Origin of the sequence: Gemella sanguinis ATCC 700632 (genome assembly GCF_000701685.1) — a bacterium.
Lineage (GTDB): Bacteria > Bacillota > Bacilli > Staphylococcales > Gemellaceae > Gemella > Gemella sanguinis.
In genome coordinates, this window is record NZ_JNJO01000004.1 from 1 (window position 1) to 16630 (window position 16630).

Consider the following 16630-nt stretch of genomic DNA (forward strand, 5'->3'; position numbering starts at 1 on the left):
GAAATGGATATAAACAATATAAAAGTGATGATAAAAACGAGAAGAAAATAATAAGACGCCATATAAATGCGGATTATTATGATGAAGCTAGGTTAAGACGTATATCAAAAGAAGGAAAACTATTGTATAAGAGAAGAAAAGAAACAATAGAACGTAGCTTTGCGGATTCTAAACAAAATCACGGATACAGGTATGCACAATATAGAGGAAAAGCCAAAGTACAGTCGTACGCTTGGCTGTCTTGTTGCGTTCAAAATATGAAAACAATAGCATTAAGAGAGGTATAAAACCTCTTAATACTACTGAATTTTTGCCTTAAGGCTTATTTTTTTTGAAAAAAAATACCATAACATCAATAATAGCTTGATATTTCGGTATTTTTGTCAACAATCTGAAAACTCCAAGTAATAATTTACTTGGAGTTCAAAGTTCTATTCAATTCCTTGTGGAGCAGTGATTTTCACTGTGTTAATTTCAGAATATGTATTTGTCATTTCCATTTTTGCTGTATTCGAGCTGTTGTCTTTTTGGTGGAAATCAGCAGTTATATAAAGATCAACTGGTTCAAAGTTTGATTTTTTAACTGAAAACTTAACAGAAATTTTAGTGAATTCAACATCATCAAAACCTTTAGCATTTTCTGCTGTACCACTATTTTGTTTGATTAAGTCGATGAATTTTGAATCATTACCTGTGTATGTTAATACATATTTATCACCTTGTTCTTCAACTTTAAAGTCTGAAGCATTATTTTTATAAAAGTCTACAGATTTATCAGTAGCGGCAATTTGTTTCATAGATTCAAGTTGTTTTTTCATTGAATCAGTTGTACTTTGTTTTTGCCATTTTCCTGATGAACCATTTTTAGCATAGAAAGTATTTTCGTCTTTTACGTATAAAGATGCTTCACGAGATTCATCGTCTGCTGTTTCTTTATAGTTCATAAGCATAGCGATTGGATTAGTTGATACAGCACCATCCATTGCTAAACTAAGTTTCATACTTTCATCACCAGATTTAACATCCATATTGATTTTAAGATCAAATTTTGTACTTTTAATATTTTTTGTTACCTCTGCATATTTATCAATAATCTCTTGAGATGTAAGAGGTTTAGATGCAGTGCTTTCACTATTAGAGTTACTATTAGAATTATTATTAGATTCACCTTTAGATCCACATGCAGCTAAAACAACTGATAATACAACAGTAGAAATTATTAAAAGAATTTTTCTTAAAGATTTCTTCATTAGAATCCTCCATATTTTTTATTTATATAATACAAAATGTTTTATACATAAATATAATAATTTATTTATGTAAAATTGTCAATTAACTATACATATGATTATATCAAACTATTTTTAATAGGAAAATTTTTTGAGATTGAAATGATAAAAACCAAACAGTTATATGCTTGGTTTTTTTAAGTTTTTAGTTTATAAAGTTTGTTCGAGTATCACCATATTCAGTTTTTACTAATATTATTTTTGATCCAGATTTAGAATAGTATGTATTACCTGAACTAGAGTAGTTATCTTCTTTATCTGAAATGTCTGCATAAATATTTCCAAATCGTGCTTCAAGTGATATAAGTTTACTAGCATTTATATTTTTAGCATTAATATTACCAGTGGATATTTTACAAGAAATTGATTCGATTGAATTATTATTTAAGTCATTAATATGGGTATTTCCAGTAGAACTATCAATATTAAATTTAGTAGATGAAGAGTCATTTAATGAAACATCACCAAATGCATTTTTTATATTAGCTATATTAAAGTTATTTAAAGTAGTTATGTATATATTACCAGATTCGCTGTTTATATTAAATTCTCCATCTTCAGAATTAATATTTGCCACGACTGTATTACCAGCAGTGTTTTCGATAGATAAGTTAGTAATATTAAGCTTTTCTAATTTAATATTACCAACATTAGATGTGATTTTTACGTTTGTTAAATTTAAATCACTTAATTTTACATTACCAACAGTATTGCGTAACTCAAGTTCAGGAATCAATTTTTTCGGTACTTTAATTATTAAATTTTTTCTCTTAATTATAAAGTTAAAGTTTAGTTTTAGAATATTGTCATCTTGTTCTTTAATAGTTAGAGTACTATCGCTATCTGTTATTTTATATTGTGAAATTTGACTATCATAGTAACTTATTTCTATATTATCTGAATCATTAGGTTCTACAGTAACATCATCATTGATTGCATCAATATTAATAGATTTGATATTATCAGCAAGTTTAACGTAATGTTTTTCTTCGTAATGATTTGCGAATAAAGGTATCTTTCCATCGTTCATTATAACGGCAATAATCATTAAAACTATTCCTATTATTATAAAATTTCGTGATAGTTTAATTAGTTTACTCATATACTGACACCTCTTTTTTAAATATTTTCGTTAAAGTAGCTTTAAATTTCCATTTATTATTGAAACAATAGCTTATGAATTTTGCGATTAATATTGTCATTAGTATTGATAAGCCTAAGGTTACAAAAGCACCACCTATAGAAAATATGAATTCAGCTGTAGTAAGATTATATGTATTAAATATGTTAAAACAGATAACTTTTACAGCCCAATAAAATAATGAAATAGGGGTTATAAGTAAAGCAAGTAATACTGATACAAATGCAATTGCTAAAGAAAATAGAATAATTGGAAATGCAATCCACAATGGAAAAGTAAATACTAGTATTATAATTGGAATAACTCCATTAGGTTTAAAACGCCATACTAATTTTGTTTTTCTGTTGTTAATATTATTTTCTTCTAATATTTGATCAACAATAGATGAAATGCTACCTAATTGTCTAATAGCTTCTTCTTCGGGTATACCTTCTTCAATTTTATCGTTGATAATTTCATTAAAAAAGTTGAGTGTTCTTTGTATATCTTCGTAGGGTAAATAATTTTTTAAATTTTCATATAAAATATTGTTAAAACTATTTTTATTCATAATTTTCATCTCCTAAAATATATTTATGAGCATTGCTGATGATATGCCAGTCTTTTAGAAATTCTTGTATTTTCTCTAAACCTAAATCAGTAATTTTATAGTATTTCCTTAATCTCCCATTATATTCTACTGAGTAGGTAGTTACACAATTATTACTTTCTAATCGTTTAAGAATAGGGTAGAGTGTCGATTCAGAGATAGGGATTATCTCAGAAACGTCTTTGATTATTTTATAGCCATATGACTCAGAATTTCTTAAAGTGGCAAGTACACATATGTCTAATAAACCTCTTTTAAGTTGTGCTTCCATTGTGTTCTTACTCCTTTCATCTATACTATACAATACATAGTATAGTGTGTCAAGTAGTATTGTATAAAATATTATTTAAATAACTATAGTATTTACTTTGTTAAATAGGAATTAGTAATAGTTAGAGAGAAAATATGTTATCTAAATAGTAAAGAGAAAAAATATAAAAAATAACTTGACATCATATGGATAAAAATGTATAATTAGTATTGTTGTAAATATGGCGGTTGTGGCGAAGTGGTTAACGCATCGGATTGTGGTTCCGACATTCGAGGGTTCGATTCCCTTCAGCCGCCCCATTAAAATTAAATATATCAGGCGGCTTAGCCAAGTGGTAAGGCACGGGTCTGCAAAACCTTGATCACCGGTTCAAATCCGGTAGCCGCCTCCAATTTTAATCATCTAAATAATTAGATGTATTTTTTTTTTGCCTTTTTTTTGCTAGTAGTAGTGAATACGATTAAAACTATAGATATCTATATTAAAATATGATAAAATGTAAAAAGGTGACATATATTTCATAAATAATTAGGAGGAAATAATATGAAAAAATTATTATTGGCTTTAATTAGCTGTGTATTTATTTTTTCTGTAGTTGGTTGTTCATCTAAAAAGGAAGAAAAAAAATCTGAGGAAAAAGTAATTAAAATGGGATTTGTTCCTCTGAAAAATAGTGAACAATTAGTTGAAGACGTTAAGCCTATCGCTGATTACCTAAGTCAAAAAATGGGTGTGAAAGTAGAGGCGTTTACGGCAAGTAACTATATTGGTGTTGTTGAAGGCATTGGAAGTGGAAGTGTTGACTTCGGTATTATTCCTCCATTTTCTGCTGTTCTTGCTCAAAAGCAAAGTAATGCACAACCACTGTTAACATCAAAAGGTAAAACTGGTAAATCGGGGTATACTGCTGAGTTATACGTAAGAAAAGACTCTGGTATTAAATCATTACAAGATGTTAAAGGTAAAAAGGTTGCATTTGTTGATCCTTCATCATCTTCAGGTTATATTTATCCAGGAGCTATGTTAGTTAAAGCTGGTATTAATCTTGATAAAGATATCTCATATCAATTTAGTGGTGGACATGATAAAAGTTTACAACTATTACTAAATAAAGACGTAGATGTAATAGCTACATTTGATGGTGTTGAAGAAAGATATGCAAAAGACTTTCCTGCTGCATTAACAGATATAGAAAAATTAGCAAGTAGTGATACTATACCTGGTATTATGGTAACAGCATCTAGTAAAATGGATAAAGATTTACAAGAAAAATTAAAACAAGCTTTACTAGATATGGACAAAGATCCGAAGATGAAAGAGTTATTTACTAAGATGTTTAGTATAACTGGTTTTGAAGAAGTAGATCAAACAGCATATAATAAAGTTGAAGAAACAGCAAAAGTTATGAATGTTGATTTAGACAAAGTAAAATAATTTAAAACAATGAACCTAGTGATAATGCTAGGTTCATTTTTTATAAGTAAAGAACTATTTTATATTTACGAAGTTTATAACAAAATGCTTGAGATTTTTATAATTTAATTCTATAATAATATAATTGATTAGGAGTGTGAATTTTAATGTATGCATATATAAAAGGAAAGATCTCTGAGATTAATCCAACAAATATAGTAGTAGACAATAATGGAATAGGTTATGAAATAGTAGTAGCTAATCCATATGAATATCAATTAGAAGAAGAAAAACAAATATTTATAAGCCAACAAGTACGTGAAGATTCAAATACTCTTTATGGATTTTCTACGAAGGAACAAAAGAAGGTATTTTTATTATTACTAAAAGTTAAGGGTGTTGGACCAAAGAGTGCACTAGCTATATTGGCAGGTGCAACTAGTGAAGAAATCATTTCTGCAATAGAAAAACAAGATGCGATATACCTAACTAAGTTCCCTGGAATTGGAAAAAAATCTGCTCAACAGATTATTTTAGATTTACAAGGTAAGGTTGATTTTGCTGCAACAGCATCAACACCAAATAATAACGCAAACCAATACCTAAAAGATGCATTATTAGCATTAGAGGCATTAGGTTATAGTAAGAAGGAACTTATAAAAATAGAGAAGAAATTATCTGCATTTGATTATGATGGTGTAGATAGTTATGTTAAACAAGGATTAAAATTATTAATTAGTATTTAATATCCTGAGAAAGGAGGAAATGATGGACGAAAGAATGGTCTCAGCTAATCAAAATGATGGTGAAGAGAGAGAAGAACAGTCATTAAGACCAAAATTATTAAGTCAATATATTGGGCAAGAACAAATTAAAAATAATTTAAAAGTATTTATAGAAGCAGCAAAAATAAGATCTGAAGTATTAGACCATTGCTTGTTATATGGTCCTCCAGGTTTAGGGAAAACTACATTAGCTACTATTATTGCTAATGAGATGGGAGTTGGAATTAAATATACTTCAGGACCCGCAATTGAAAAATCAGGTGATCTTGCTGCAATTCTTACAAGTTTAGAACCAGGTGATGTTCTTTTTATTGATGAAATACACCGTATTAGTAGATCTATAGAAGAGATACTTTATTCAGCAATGGAAGATTTTTATCTTGATATAGTTATTGGTAAAGGTGATGAATCTCGTAGTATAAGAATTGAACTACCTCCCTTTACGTTAGTAGGAGCAACAACAAGAGCAGGAGCACTTACAGCACCTCTACGAGATCGTTTTGGGGTACATTGTCGCTTAGAGTTTTATAATATAGGTGAGCTACAAAACATTATTAATAGAACAGCTGATATTTTTGGTTGTGAAATAGATACAGAGAGTTCATATGAAATAGCAATGCGTTCTAGAGGAACACCACGTATAGCAAATAGACTACTTAAGAGAGTTAGAGATTTTGCTCAAGTTAAAAACAATGGTATTATTACACAAAGTTTAGCAAAAGATTCGTTAGATTTATTGCAAGTTGACTCAAAAGGTTTAGATAATATTGACTATAAGATACTTGAATGTTTAATTAAGCGTTATGACGGAAGAGCTGTTGGATTAGAAACTATAGCAATAACTATAGGAGAAGAAAGTATCACAATAGAAGATGTTTATGAACCATACTTAGTAAAAGAAGGATTTATAGAACGTACACCAAGAGGAAGAAGAGCGACACCTAAAGCTTATCAGCATTTAGGATTGAAATATAAAGCTGAATAATTTATACTAAAGATTAAAAATAATTGAATTTATTTTTAATCTTTTTATAATTTCCTTTACAGTGGAAATAATATTAAATTTCCGTTATAATAGAAATAAAGGTGGTGGTAGATTTGTATATTGCATTAATAGGTGATATTATTTCATCAAAAAATATAAAAGATAGAGCAGAAGCTCAAGTGAAATTATTAAATTTAATGAAGATTATTAATAAAAAGTATAAAGAGTATTTAGTTTCTCCATTTACTGTAACAACTGGAGATGAATTTCAAGCTTTACTTTTACCTAATAAACATATATTTCAGATAATTGATGAGATTTCATTGAGTTTTTTACCATACGAAATAAGATTCGGTATAGGGAGAGGAGATATACTTACAAAAATTAATAAAAAGCAAAGTATAGAATCTGATGGTCCAGCTTATTGGAAGGCTAGAGAAGCTATAAATACAGTTCACGCTAAAAACTATTATGGTTATAAAAAAGTAGGTGTATGTCTAGAGGATAAAGATTTGGAGGATAATATAAATTCATTGTTATTATCTAGTGACTTTATTAAAGCAAAATGGACTGATTTACAATATGATATTTTAAAAGTTTTATTAGATGATAATATTTATATAGAAAGCTTCTCAAATAATATAGTAGCAAATAGATTAAATATTAGTCCAAGTGCATTTAACAAAAGATTAAAGGCTAGTGGTTTGAAAATATATTTAAATAATAGAGTAAAAGCTAATGAATTACTCATAAAATCAATTTAGGAGGTGTACTAATGGATAAATTATATATAGGATTTTCAGAGTTTTTTCTATCCAATCCAGTGTTAACTTTATTTTTATTTGGTATTGTATTCTCCGAATATTATGTACCTAAGAGTAAAGTGATGGGTGATACAAAATTTGGTTTATCATTAAATCGAATAATTCAGTTATTAATATTTGTAGTCGCGTTTATTTTAATTCCGGAGAAAAAAATATATGTGCTAATAATTATTTTATTGTCTTTAGGAGTTTGGTATATTTTAGATAGCGACTATGTTCAAATTTTAGGTAATAAGTATATTACCGCTATATCGAATATTATATTAATCATATTAATTATTACTATCTATTCTTTTAACATTGATAGTAAGGAGGTTTTTATTAATTCTAATATGAGTAATATACTTAGATTGTTATTGTTCTTTAGTATTATAGGAAAACCAGTAAATGAAATATTTAAAACATTTTTCAGTAGATTTCAAGTTGCTCAAAATGATGAAACATTAGTTCAAGGAGCAGGAGCAGTAGTTGGAATTTTAGAAAGACTAATAATGGGAATATTTGTATTGATGGGACAATTTGCAGCAATAGGTCTGATTTTTACAGCGAAGTCTGTTGCAAGATATAATAAGATTTCAGAAAATCAAAGTTTTGCAGAATATTATTTAATAGGATCATTATTTAGTATGATAAGTGTCTTAGTTACATATATTTTATTGTACTTGTAAATAGATTAAAAGAAATAAAAAATCAATAGAAAATGGTTGTAAAATATTATATTTTATATTAAACTTTATAAATAAATTATAGTAGTAGAAGGAAATTTAAGTAAATGATTGATAGTAAACAATTTATAAATACTAGACATAAAAATCAAAAAATTAATTATGATAATGTACTTAAAGAATTAATAAAAGAATGGGAAAAAACAGATTTTAGACCTAAAATTCTAATACATTCATGCTGTGCACCATGTAGTACTTATGTATTAGAATACTTATCTGAATTTAGTGACATAACAATATTTTTCTCAAATTCTAATATTCATCCAAAAGAAGAATACATAAAGCGTATGCTTGTACAAAAAGATTTTGTTGAAGAATTTAATAAAAGAAATGAGAAAAAGATAAAATTTTTAGCTGATGAATATGCTCCAAGTAAATTTATTCGTGCAGTAAAAGGTCATGAAGAAGATAGAGAAGGTGGAGATAGATGTCATATCTGTTATGAGATGAGGTTGGACTCATCAGCGCTAAAAGCTCAAGAGTTAGGTTATGATTATTTTGCTTCGGCACTGACTTTAAGTCCAAAGAAAAATGCAACAGTTATAAATGAAGCAGGATATGTTCTTCAAGAGCAGGTCTCAATATACTATTTACCATCTGATTTTAAAAAGAATAATGGTTATAAGCGTTCTATAGAAATGTGTAATGACTACAATATATATAGACAATGTTACTGTGGATGTGTATTTGCAGCAACGGATCAGGGAATTGATTTTAAAGAAATAAATAAAAATGCACGTGAATTTAATAGAAATCATGAAGATTATGAGAGATTTAAATCTATTATAAAAACTGGTGGCGAAATAGTAAAATAGAGAAAGTTTACAATATAAAACTAAAAACTAAACAATTTTTAATAAAATATAGACATTAATTATTAAAAAGAAAGTTATTTGAAAATTAAATAACTTTCTTTTCTTTTTCTTATATAATCTTTTATTTTATCATTAAATTTATATTTTCATGATATTTTCAATAGATTTGATTGTAATCAAGTATAGTATTAAAGAAACGGCTTTCTTAATTAAGAATTAAGAAAAAGTTTAACCTTTAGTCAAATAGAAAATACTTGTAAATATTGCTTTCATATGTTATTATTTGAATGTAAATATTTTTTTAATAAAGGAGACATAAACTATGTTACAAAGAGGATATAAAGTAATCGACGAGACAGGAATTCACGCTAGACCAGCTACACTTTTAGTACAAGCTGCTTCTAAATTCCAATCTACTATTGAATTAGAGTACAATGGACGTAAAGTTAACTTAAAATCTATTATGGGTGTAATGAGTCTTGGTGTTGGTAAAGATGCAGAAATCACTATTTACACTGATGGTGCTGATGAAGAAGAAGCAATCAATGCATTAGAAGAAACAATGAAGAAAGAAGGATTAGTATAATATGTTACAACTAAAAGGTATAGCAGCATCTCAAGGTATATCTTTTGCAAAAGCATATAAATTCGTTGAACCTGATTTATCAGTTAAAGAAGTAAAAATTCAAGATGTAGAAGCAGAAGTTAAAAGATTTGAAGAAGCAATTGAAGTTTCTAAAAAAGAATTAACTATTATTAAAGAAAAAGCATTAGAAAATCTTGGAGCTGATAAAGCAGCAATCTTTGAAGCACATCTTCTAATTTTAGAAGATCCAGAGTTTATGGGAACTGTAAAAACAGATATAGAATCTAAAGTTATTAATGCAGAGTATGCACTTAAAGAAACTTCAGATATGTTTGTTTCTATGTTTGAAGCTATGGACAACGAATATATGAAAGAACGTGCAGCTGATATTCGCGATGTTTCTAAACGTATTTTAGCTCATCTTTTAGGTGTAGATTTACCAAATCCAAGTTTAATTGATGAGGAAGTTATTATTATAGCTGAAGACTTAACTCCATCAGATACAGCTCAACTTAATAAACAATTTGTTAAAGGTTTTGCGACTAATATCGGTGGACGTACATCTCACTCAGCTATTATGGCAAGATCTTTAGAAATCCCTGCTGTAGTGGGAACAAGTACAATAACTGAAGAAGTTAAGAATGGTGATGTTTTAATTCTTGATGGATTAGATGGTGTTGTCTTTGTAAACCCTGATGAGGCTACAACAGCGGAATACCGTGAAAAACATGCTAAATTCGAAGAACAAAAAGCAGAATGGGCTAAACTAGTAACAGAAAAATCTGTAACTGCTGACGGTCATGAAGTTATTTTAGCTGCAAATATAGGAACACCTGCTGACTTAGAAGGTGTAAATAACAATGGTGGAGAAGCTGTTGGTTTATATCGTACAGAGTTCTTATATATGGGACGTGACCAACTTCCAACTGAAGAAGAGCAATTCGAGGCTTATAAAGCTGTTTTAGAAGGAATGGGTGACAAACCTGTTGTTGTTCGTACTTTAGATATTGGTGGAGATAAAGAACTTCCATATTTAGATTTACCAAAAGAAATGAATCCATTCTTAGGATTCAGAGCTATTCGTTTATGTTTAGAAGAAAAAGATTTATTTAGAACACAACTTAGAGCATTATTACGTGCGTCAGTATATGGTAAGCTTTGTGTTATGTTCCCAATGATCGCAACAATTCAAGAGTTTAGAGCTGCAAAAGCTTTATTCTTAGAAGAAAAAGAAAAACTAGTTGCAGAAGGTGTTGCAGTAAGTAATGATATCGAATTAGGTATTATGGTTGAGATTCCATCAACTGCTGTTATTGCTGATATTTTTGCAAAAGAAGTTGATTTCTTCTCAATCGGTACTAATGACCTTGTTCAATATACAATGGCAGCAGACCGTATGAGTGAAAAAGTTTCTTATCTATATCAACCATATAATCCAGCAATTTTACGTCTTGTGAAAAATGTTATTGAAGCATCTCACAAAGAAGGTAAATGGACAGGTATGTGTGGAGAAATGGCTGGAGATACACTAGCAATTCCTCTGTTACTAGGTATGGGACTTGATGAGTTTTCTATGTCAGCTACTTCAATTTTACAAGCTCGTAGCCAAATTAAAAACTTATCACTAGAAAAAATGAAGGAATTAGTTGATAAAGCAATTATGTGCTCTACAACTGAAGAAGTTCTTGAATTAGTAGAAGAATATACAAAATAATAGAATAACACTCTCAATTACTTGAGAGTGTATTTTTATTTAGGCTAGATTTATTATTAAATATCGTATAATAGTTGACATTATGCGTGTTTTATATTATTATTTTAAATATAATTTTTAAAAACGATGATTAAGACGGTATATTGATAGTTTTTAACAGGGAGCAACTTTTTGACTGAGAGAGTTGTATTAACTAGCTATATATTTTCAGCTTATGAGTAATTGTATGAGTGTAATATGAGTACAATCGGGTAGTACCCGTTATTAAACTAACAAAATGTGTATTTTGTTTTGAGGAAGCGTATGCTTTGAAGCTGGGTGGTACCACGATTGATTCGTCCCTAAGAACTTTATGTTCTTTAGGGGCTTTTTATTTTGGATAATTAAAAGTACTTATAATCACAAAAGAATATTATAATATATAAATTAAGGAGGATTTTATGTCTTTAGAAAAAATTAGAGAAGAATATCTTAAATTAGTAAAAGAAGTAAAAGATGAAAAAGAGCTTTATGATTTAAGAGTTAAATTTTTAGGTAAAAAAGGTGCTCTTACTGATATTATGAAAGGTGCGCGTGACCTTTCTCCTGAAGAAAGACCTAGCTTCGGTAAATTAGTAAATGAGGTAAAAACATTTATTAACAATAGCTTAGAGGAGAAAAGAGCGGAACTAGCAAAAGCAGCATTAGAATTAAAATTAGCTAGTGAAGAAATAGATGTTACATTACCTAGTAGAAAAGTAAGCCTGGGTGGGGTAAATCCATTAAATAAAATTATAGAAGAAATTGAAGAGATTTTTATTTCAATGGGATACTCTGTAGCAGAAGGACCAGAAGTTGAAACAGATAAATTTAACTTCGAAATGTTAAACTTACCTAAGGATCATCCAGCTCGTGATATGCAAGATTCTTTCTATATTACTAATGAATTACTTATGAGAACACAAACATCACCTGTTCAAGCTCGCGAAATGTTAAAAGCTAACGGTGAAGGACCAGTAAAAATAATTTGTCCTGGCAAAGTATTCCGTAGAGATAATGATGATGCAACTCACTCTCATCAATTTACACAAATTGAGGGATTAGTTGTTGATAAAAATATTACTTTTAGTGATTTAAAAGGGACATTGGAGCACTTTATTAAAGCTGTATTTGGAGAAAACAAAAAAATTCGTCTTCGTCCAAGTTTCTTCCCGTTTACTGAACCATCAGTAGAGGTTGATGTTTCTTGGGGAAATGAAGATGACGAAGAAAATATTAAATGGTTAGAAATTTTAGGTGCAGGGATGGTTCACCCTAATGTACTAAAAATGGCAGGTTTTGATCCTGAAGTATATAGTGGATTTGCATTTGGAATGGGACCAGAACGTGTAGCGATGCTAAAATATGGTATTAGCGATATAAGAAGTTTCTATACAAATGATGTTAGATTCTTACAACAATTTAATAGTGATAGAAACGATTAATAGGAGGTAACAATGTTAGTAAGTTATAATTGGTTAAAACAATATACGAATATAGAGGATAATGCTACTGATTTAGCAGAGAAAATTACTCGTGGTGGAATAGAAGTTGAAGGTGTGGAATATTTAGCAGATAATATTTCTAATGTGGTAGTAGGTTATGTTGAAACTAAAGAAAAACACCCTGATGCTGAGAAACTAAATGTATGTACTGTTAATGTTGGAGAAGAAGATAAATTACAAATAGTATGTGGAGCTCCTAATGTTGATGCTGGTCAATATGTAATAGTAGCAAAAGTTGGAGCTACATTACCTGGAATTAAAATTAAGAAAGCTAAGCTACGTGGAGTAGAATCACAAGGTATGATTTGTTCACTAAAAGAACTAGGGTTAAATCAAAGTGTAGTTCCTAAAAACTATCAAGATGGAATCTATGTTTTCGAAAGTGAACAAAAACTTGGAGCAGATGCAGTCGAAGTATTAGGTTTAAATGATTATATACTAGATCTATCTATAACTCCAAATAGAGCAGATGCTTTAAGTATGAGAGGTTTAGCCTATGAATTAGGTGCTCTATATAATCAAAAAGTTACTTTTCCTGATAGTGAAGTTGAAGAAAATTATTCTGATACTGAACTAAAAGTAGTAGTTGAAAGTGATTCATGTAAAAACTATTTAGGACAAGTAGTTAAAAATATTGAAGTTAAAGATTCTCCATTATGGCTTCAAACACGTTTAATGAATTCAGGTATACGTCCTATTAATAATATTGTTGATATTACGAATTTTGTACTGCTTGAATTTGGTCAACCAATGCATGCATTTGATAAAGATTTAGTTGGAAATAGTATTGTAGTAAGAAATGCAAAAGAAGGGGAAGTATTAGAAACCCTAGATGGAGAAGAAAGAAAACTTAAAGAAAGTGATTTAGTAATTACTGACGGAACAAAACCAATTGCATTAGGTGGAGTAATGGGTGGAAAAAATACAGAAGTAAGTAATAATACTAAAAATATTATTTTAGAATCAGCGTATTTCAACCCTGTTAGTATACGTCGCACATCAGCTGCTCACGGATTAAGAAGTGATTCTTCTGCAAGATTCGAAAAAGGTATTGATCCTAATATGCAAAAAGCAGCCATACAAAGAGCTGTGGAACTAATATTAGAATTATGTCCTAATGCTACTGTCGAGGCATCAGTAGGTGTTGTAAATAAAGAAGAGGAAAATGAAGTAGTTATTAGTACAAGTTATATTAACAACTACTTAGGTATTACCTTATCAACTGAAGAAATAACTTCTATTCTAGAAAGTTTAAGTTTTTCAGTGGAAGTAAACGGTGAAGAATTAACTGTTAAAATTCCTACACGTCGACCTGATATATCAATTAAACAAGATTTAGTTGAAGAAGTAATTCGTATCTATGGTTATGATAATCTTGCCTCAACTTTACCAAAATTCTCTAAAACTACAAAAGGTGGTTTAACATATTCTCAACGTGCTATTCGTGATTTAAGAAAAGTATATGTTGGGTTAGGATTTAACGATACAATTAATTATTCTTTAGTTTCAGATGAGGAATCAACTCAATATACACTTGATAATCATCATAAAGTAAGATTAATGATGCCAATGACTGAAACACACTCAACACTACGTCAGAGTTTAATTCCAGGATTATTAAATACAGTACAATACAATGTAGCTAGAAAACAAAAAGATTTAAAACTATTAGAAATTGGACGAGTATTCTTTGGTAGTGGTGATGATAATATTCAACCAAAAGAAACGCTTTACCTAAGTGGAGCATTAACAGGTGAAGAAAACAGTACTAAATGGTTAAATGAAAGTAGTGTTATTGATTTTTATACTGCAAAAGGTTATTTAGAAGTCATCTTTGAAAGACTTGGATTAGATGAAAAAGTTTCATACAAAAAAGCAAAAATTGATGGTATGCACCCAGGAAGAACAGCAGAAGTTTATTTAGGGGAAAAACTTATTGGATTTATTGGAGAAATTCATCCAGTAGTTGCATCAGATAAAGATTTAAATGAGACTTATGTATTTGAAATAAACTTAGACGAAGTTATCTCTGAATCAAAAGTTAAACCTAAATATGAAGAAGTTACTAAATATCCAGAAATCACACGAGACATAGCAATGTTAGTAGATTTAGTAGATGAATATCAAAATATTTATGATGTGATTGAAAGTATAAATAGTAAGCTTATTACTAAAATTGAGTTGTTTGACCTATATGTTGGACCTGAGCTATTAGTTGGGAAAAAATCTATTGCCCTAACAATTACATATAGTGATAAACAAAAAACTTTAACTGATGAAGAGGTAACTAAGGTTCATGAAAAAGTACTTAAAGCACTTGATGAGTACGGAGCAATTATAAGGTAGGACAAAAAAATGGTTATGCAAATTATATTGTTTATTGTAATAGCGTACCTCATAGGATCTATTTCTCCTGCATTATTAGTAGGGAAGATATTTTATAATACTGATATCCGAACTATGGGGAGTGGAAACCTTGGAACAACTAATACTTTTAGATGTCTTGGAAAAAAAGCAGGAGTAATTGTATTTGTATTGGATATATCAAAAGGAATAATAGCAACAATGTTACCGTCTCTTGTTTTAGGAAGAGTTGAGTATCTTTCGATTTTTGGAGCATTTGCGATGATAGGACATGTTTATCCTATCTTTGCAAATTTTAAAGGTGGGAAAGCTGTAGCTACTGGTTCAGGGGTATTTATATTTTTATATCCTACTTTAAGTCTAATACTAGTAGCTATCTTTTTCAGTACATTGTTTATAACAGGTTATGTTTCACTAGGTAGTATCTTAATATGTTTAACATCAATAGTTTATTTATCAATTTTTGAATCAGGGATAGATAAATGGATAATGATTGTAATGTGTATTTTTGTAATATATATGCATAAATCTAATATTAAAAGATTACTTAATGGAACTGAGAATAAATCTAAAGCAAAGATAAAATTAGGAGCAAAGAAATAAATGGGGATAATAAGTGGAACACAATTAGCTAAAAAATTACGTGAGGAGATTAAAAACGAAGCATCTCAATTACGTGAAAAAGGAATAACACCAACTTTGGCTGTAGTTTTAGTAGGTGATAATAAAGCGTCAAGAAGTTATGTTAATTCAAAACATAAGGCGTGTATAGAAAATAATATTAATTCTGTAAAGATAGAACTAGATGAATTTATTACTACAGAGCAATTATTAGAAGAAATTGAAAAGTTAAATAATGATAAAAATGTCCATGGTATTTTGGTGCAATTACCTTTACCTAAACATATAGATGCAGAAAAAGTATTAAATGCAGTATCTGTAGAAAAAGATGTTGATGGATTCCATCCTATCAATGTTGGAAAATTAGTTATTGGAGAAGCAAAATTGATTCCTTGTACACCTTTAGGAATATTAGAAATGATCAAATCTACTGGTGAAGATATTTCAGGGAAGCTGGCTTTAGTTATTGGACGTAGTAATATTGTTGGGAAACCAATTTCTACATTATTATTACAAAATAATGCAACAGTAATTACTGCACATTCACGTACAAAAGATCTTGATAAACTAATAGAACAAGCTGATATAATAGTTAGCTGCGTTGGTAGTGCACACTTCTTAACAGGTGAGGAAAAAGTTAAAGAAACTTGTACTATTATTGATGTGGGTAATAACTATAGTGATGGGAAACTAGTAGGGGATGTAAATACAGAAAAATTCTTGGATAGAGTAGCTCATATTTCTCCAGTACCTGGAGGAGTTGGACCTTTAACAATTACAATGTTGATGAGAAATACTCTTACAGCAACTTACGATTTAACAAAATAAAATTATTAATATTATAAAATAACTATGAGATAAAATCAGAATGATGTTTTGGTTTTATCTCATAATTTTAGAGATATATAATTGAAATGTGGTTAAATAAATGATACAATAGTATATTGTACAAGTATGTGCATTTATTTTAAGATTTATAGACTTA

The 16630-nt window shown here is 29.1% G+C and carries 17 protein-coding genes and 2 tRNA genes; 15 read left to right on the forward strand and 4 right to left on the reverse strand.

Annotated features, from left to right (window positions below; genetic code table 11):
* A partial coding sequence (locus T369_RS0103080) for a transposase (protein ID WP_031551604.1) occupies window positions 1-287 on the forward strand: 287 nt, incomplete at its 5' end.
* Window positions 288-431: 144 nt separating this feature from the next.
* Here the strand turns inward: T369_RS0103080 and T369_RS0103085 are convergent.
* The 4 genes from T369_RS0103085 to T369_RS0103100 all read right to left on the reverse strand — a co-directional run bounded on the left by T369_RS0103085 (window position 432) and on the right by T369_RS0103100 (window position 3290).
* Window positions 432-1250: a DUF6612 family protein gene (locus tag T369_RS0103085; protein WP_031551607.1), complete on the reverse strand. Its 819-nt coding sequence runs from the start codon at window positions 1248-1250 to the stop codon at window positions 432-434.
* 184 nt (window positions 1251-1434) lie between these two features.
* Window positions 1435-2391 carry a DUF4097 family beta strand repeat-containing protein gene (locus tag T369_RS0103090; RefSeq protein ID WP_031551610.1) on the reverse strand — a complete coding sequence of 319 codons (957 nt, stop codon included), beginning with the start codon at window positions 2389-2391 and terminating at the stop codon, window positions 1435-1437.
* On the reverse strand, window positions 2384-2980 hold the full coding sequence (locus T369_RS0103095) for a DUF1700 domain-containing protein (RefSeq protein WP_031551613.1): 597 nt from the start codon (window positions 2978-2980) through the stop codon (window positions 2384-2386). The genes T369_RS0103090 and T369_RS0103095 overlap by 8 nt, the downstream gene beginning before the upstream one ends.
* The gene (locus T369_RS0103100) at window positions 2973-3290 is read right to left on the reverse strand and encodes a PadR family transcriptional regulator (protein WP_031551617.1); all 318 of its coding nucleotides are present in this window, start codon (window positions 3288-3290) and stop codon (window positions 2973-2975) included. Before T369_RS0103100 ends, T369_RS0103095 begins: the two co-directional genes overlap by 8 nt.
* Window positions 3291-3513: 223 nt before the next feature.
* On the opposite strand from T369_RS0103100, the gene T369_RS0103105 reads away from it, so the two are divergent.
* From T369_RS0103105 to T369_RS0103170, 14 genes are all read left to right on the forward strand, one after another.
* Window positions 3514-3589, forward strand: a tRNA-His gene (locus T369_RS0103105).
* Between the two features lie 18 nt (window positions 3590-3607).
* Window positions 3608-3681: transfer RNA gene (locus T369_RS0103110), tRNA-Cys, on the forward strand.
* Between the two features lie 152 nt (window positions 3682-3833).
* Entirely contained in the window at window positions 3834-4724 is an 891-nt protein-coding gene (locus tag T369_RS0103115; RefSeq protein WP_031551620.1) for a phosphate/phosphite/phosphonate ABC transporter substrate-binding protein, read from the forward strand.
* A 146-nt stretch (window positions 4725-4870) separates the two neighbouring features.
* Window positions 4871-5449: a Holliday junction branch migration protein RuvA gene (gene ruvA, locus T369_RS0103120; RefSeq protein WP_031551623.1), complete on the forward strand. Its 579-nt coding sequence runs from the start codon at window positions 4871-4873 to the stop codon at window positions 5447-5449.
* Window positions 5450-5471: 22 nt separating this feature from the next.
* Window positions 5472-6473, forward strand: coding sequence for a Holliday junction branch migration DNA helicase RuvB (gene ruvB / locus T369_RS0103125; protein WP_031551626.1), 1002 nt, complete (start codon window positions 5472-5474; stop codon window positions 6471-6473).
* A gap of 104 nt (window positions 6474-6577) precedes the next feature.
* Window positions 6578-7237, forward strand: coding sequence for a SatD family protein (locus tag T369_RS0103130; protein WP_233417879.1), 660 nt, complete (start codon window positions 6578-6580; stop codon window positions 7235-7237).
* An 11-nt stretch (window positions 7238-7248) separates the two neighbouring features.
* Window positions 7249-7965, forward strand: coding sequence for a hypothetical protein (locus T369_RS09400; protein WP_031551633.1), 717 nt, complete (start codon window positions 7249-7251; stop codon window positions 7963-7965).
* A gap of 104 nt (window positions 7966-8069) precedes the next feature.
* The gene (locus T369_RS0103140; protein WP_031551636.1) at window positions 8070-8837 is read left to right on the forward strand and encodes an epoxyqueuosine reductase QueH; all 768 of its coding nucleotides are present in this window, start codon (window positions 8070-8072) and stop codon (window positions 8835-8837) included.
* A 322-nt stretch (window positions 8838-9159) separates the two neighbouring features.
* Entirely contained in the window at window positions 9160-9423 is a 264-nt protein-coding gene (locus tag T369_RS0103145) for a phosphocarrier protein HPr (RefSeq protein WP_006364228.1), read from the forward strand.
* A gap of 1 nt (window position 9424) precedes the next feature.
* Window positions 9425-11137, forward strand: a complete 1713-nt coding sequence (gene ptsP, locus T369_RS0103150) for a phosphoenolpyruvate--protein phosphotransferase (protein ID WP_031551639.1) — start codon at window positions 9425-9427, stop codon at window positions 11135-11137.
* Window positions 11138-11577: 440 nt separating this feature from the next.
* A complete protein-coding gene (gene pheS / locus T369_RS0103155) occupies window positions 11578-12600 on the forward strand; it encodes a phenylalanine--tRNA ligase subunit alpha (RefSeq protein ID WP_081821896.1) in 1023 nt (340 codons plus the stop codon).
* A gap of 12 nt (window positions 12601-12612) precedes the next feature.
* Window positions 12613-15006 (forward strand): phenylalanine--tRNA ligase subunit beta, encoded by a 2394-nt coding sequence (pheT, locus tag T369_RS0103160; RefSeq protein WP_031551642.1) that lies wholly within the window; start codon window positions 12613-12615, stop codon window positions 15004-15006.
* Between the two features lie 9 nt (window positions 15007-15015).
* Complete coding sequence (plsY, locus tag T369_RS0103165; protein ID WP_031551645.1) at window positions 15016-15627, forward strand: glycerol-3-phosphate 1-O-acyltransferase PlsY; 612 nt, start codon at window positions 15016-15018, stop codon at window positions 15625-15627.
* Complete coding sequence (locus tag T369_RS0103170) at window positions 15628-16473, forward strand: bifunctional 5,10-methylenetetrahydrofolate dehydrogenase/5,10-methenyltetrahydrofolate cyclohydrolase (RefSeq protein WP_031551651.1); 846 nt, start codon at window positions 15628-15630, stop codon at window positions 16471-16473.
* The last annotated feature ends 157 nt before the right edge of the window (window positions 16474-16630 follow it).

Bases quoted from the DNA above. Each gene is read 5' to 3' on its own strand.
- T369_RS0103085 (WP_031551607.1), bottom strand. From the start codon at position 1,250: ATGAAGAAATCTTTAAGAAAAATTCTTTTAATAATTTCTACTGTTGTA.
- pheT (WP_031551642.1), top strand. From the start codon at position 12,613: ATGTTAGTAAGTTATAATTGGTTAAAACAATATACGAATATAGAGGAT.
- T369_RS0103090 (WP_031551610.1), bottom strand. From the start codon at position 2,391: ATGAGTAAACTAATTAAACTATCACGAAATTTTATAATAATAGGAATA.
- T369_RS0103115 (WP_031551620.1), top strand. From the start codon at position 3,834: ATGAAAAAATTATTATTGGCTTTAATTAGCTGTGTATTTATTTTTTCT.
- ruvB (WP_031551626.1), top strand. From the start codon at position 5,472: ATGGACGAAAGAATGGTCTCAGCTAATCAAAATGATGGTGAAGAGAGA.
- T369_RS0103145 (WP_006364228.1), top strand. From the start codon at position 9,160: ATGTTACAAAGAGGATATAAAGTAATCGACGAGACAGGAATTCACGCT.
- T369_RS09400 (WP_031551633.1), top strand. From the start codon at position 7,249: ATGGATAAATTATATATAGGATTTTCAGAGTTTTTTCTATCCAATCCA.
- T369_RS0103095 (WP_031551613.1), bottom strand. From the start codon at position 2,980: ATGAATAAAAATAGTTTTAACAATATTTTATATGAAAATTTAAAAAAT.
- pheS (WP_081821896.1), top strand. From the start codon at position 11,578: ATGTCTTTAGAAAAAATTAGAGAAGAATATCTTAAATTAGTAAAAGAA.
- T369_RS0103140 (WP_031551636.1), top strand. From the start codon at position 8,070: ATGATTGATAGTAAACAATTTATAAATACTAGACATAAAAATCAAAAA.
- ptsP (WP_031551639.1), top strand. From the start codon at position 9,425: ATGTTACAACTAAAAGGTATAGCAGCATCTCAAGGTATATCTTTTGCA.
- plsY (WP_031551645.1), top strand. From the start codon at position 15,016: ATGGTTATGCAAATTATATTGTTTATTGTAATAGCGTACCTCATAGGA.
- ruvA (WP_031551623.1), top strand. From the start codon at position 4,871: ATGTATGCATATATAAAAGGAAAGATCTCTGAGATTAATCCAACAAAT.
- T369_RS0103100 (WP_031551617.1), bottom strand. From the start codon at position 3,290: ATGGAAGCACAACTTAAAAGAGGTTTATTAGACATATGTGTACTTGCC.
- T369_RS0103170 (WP_031551651.1), top strand. From the start codon at position 15,628: ATGGGGATAATAAGTGGAACACAATTAGCTAAAAAATTACGTGAGGAG.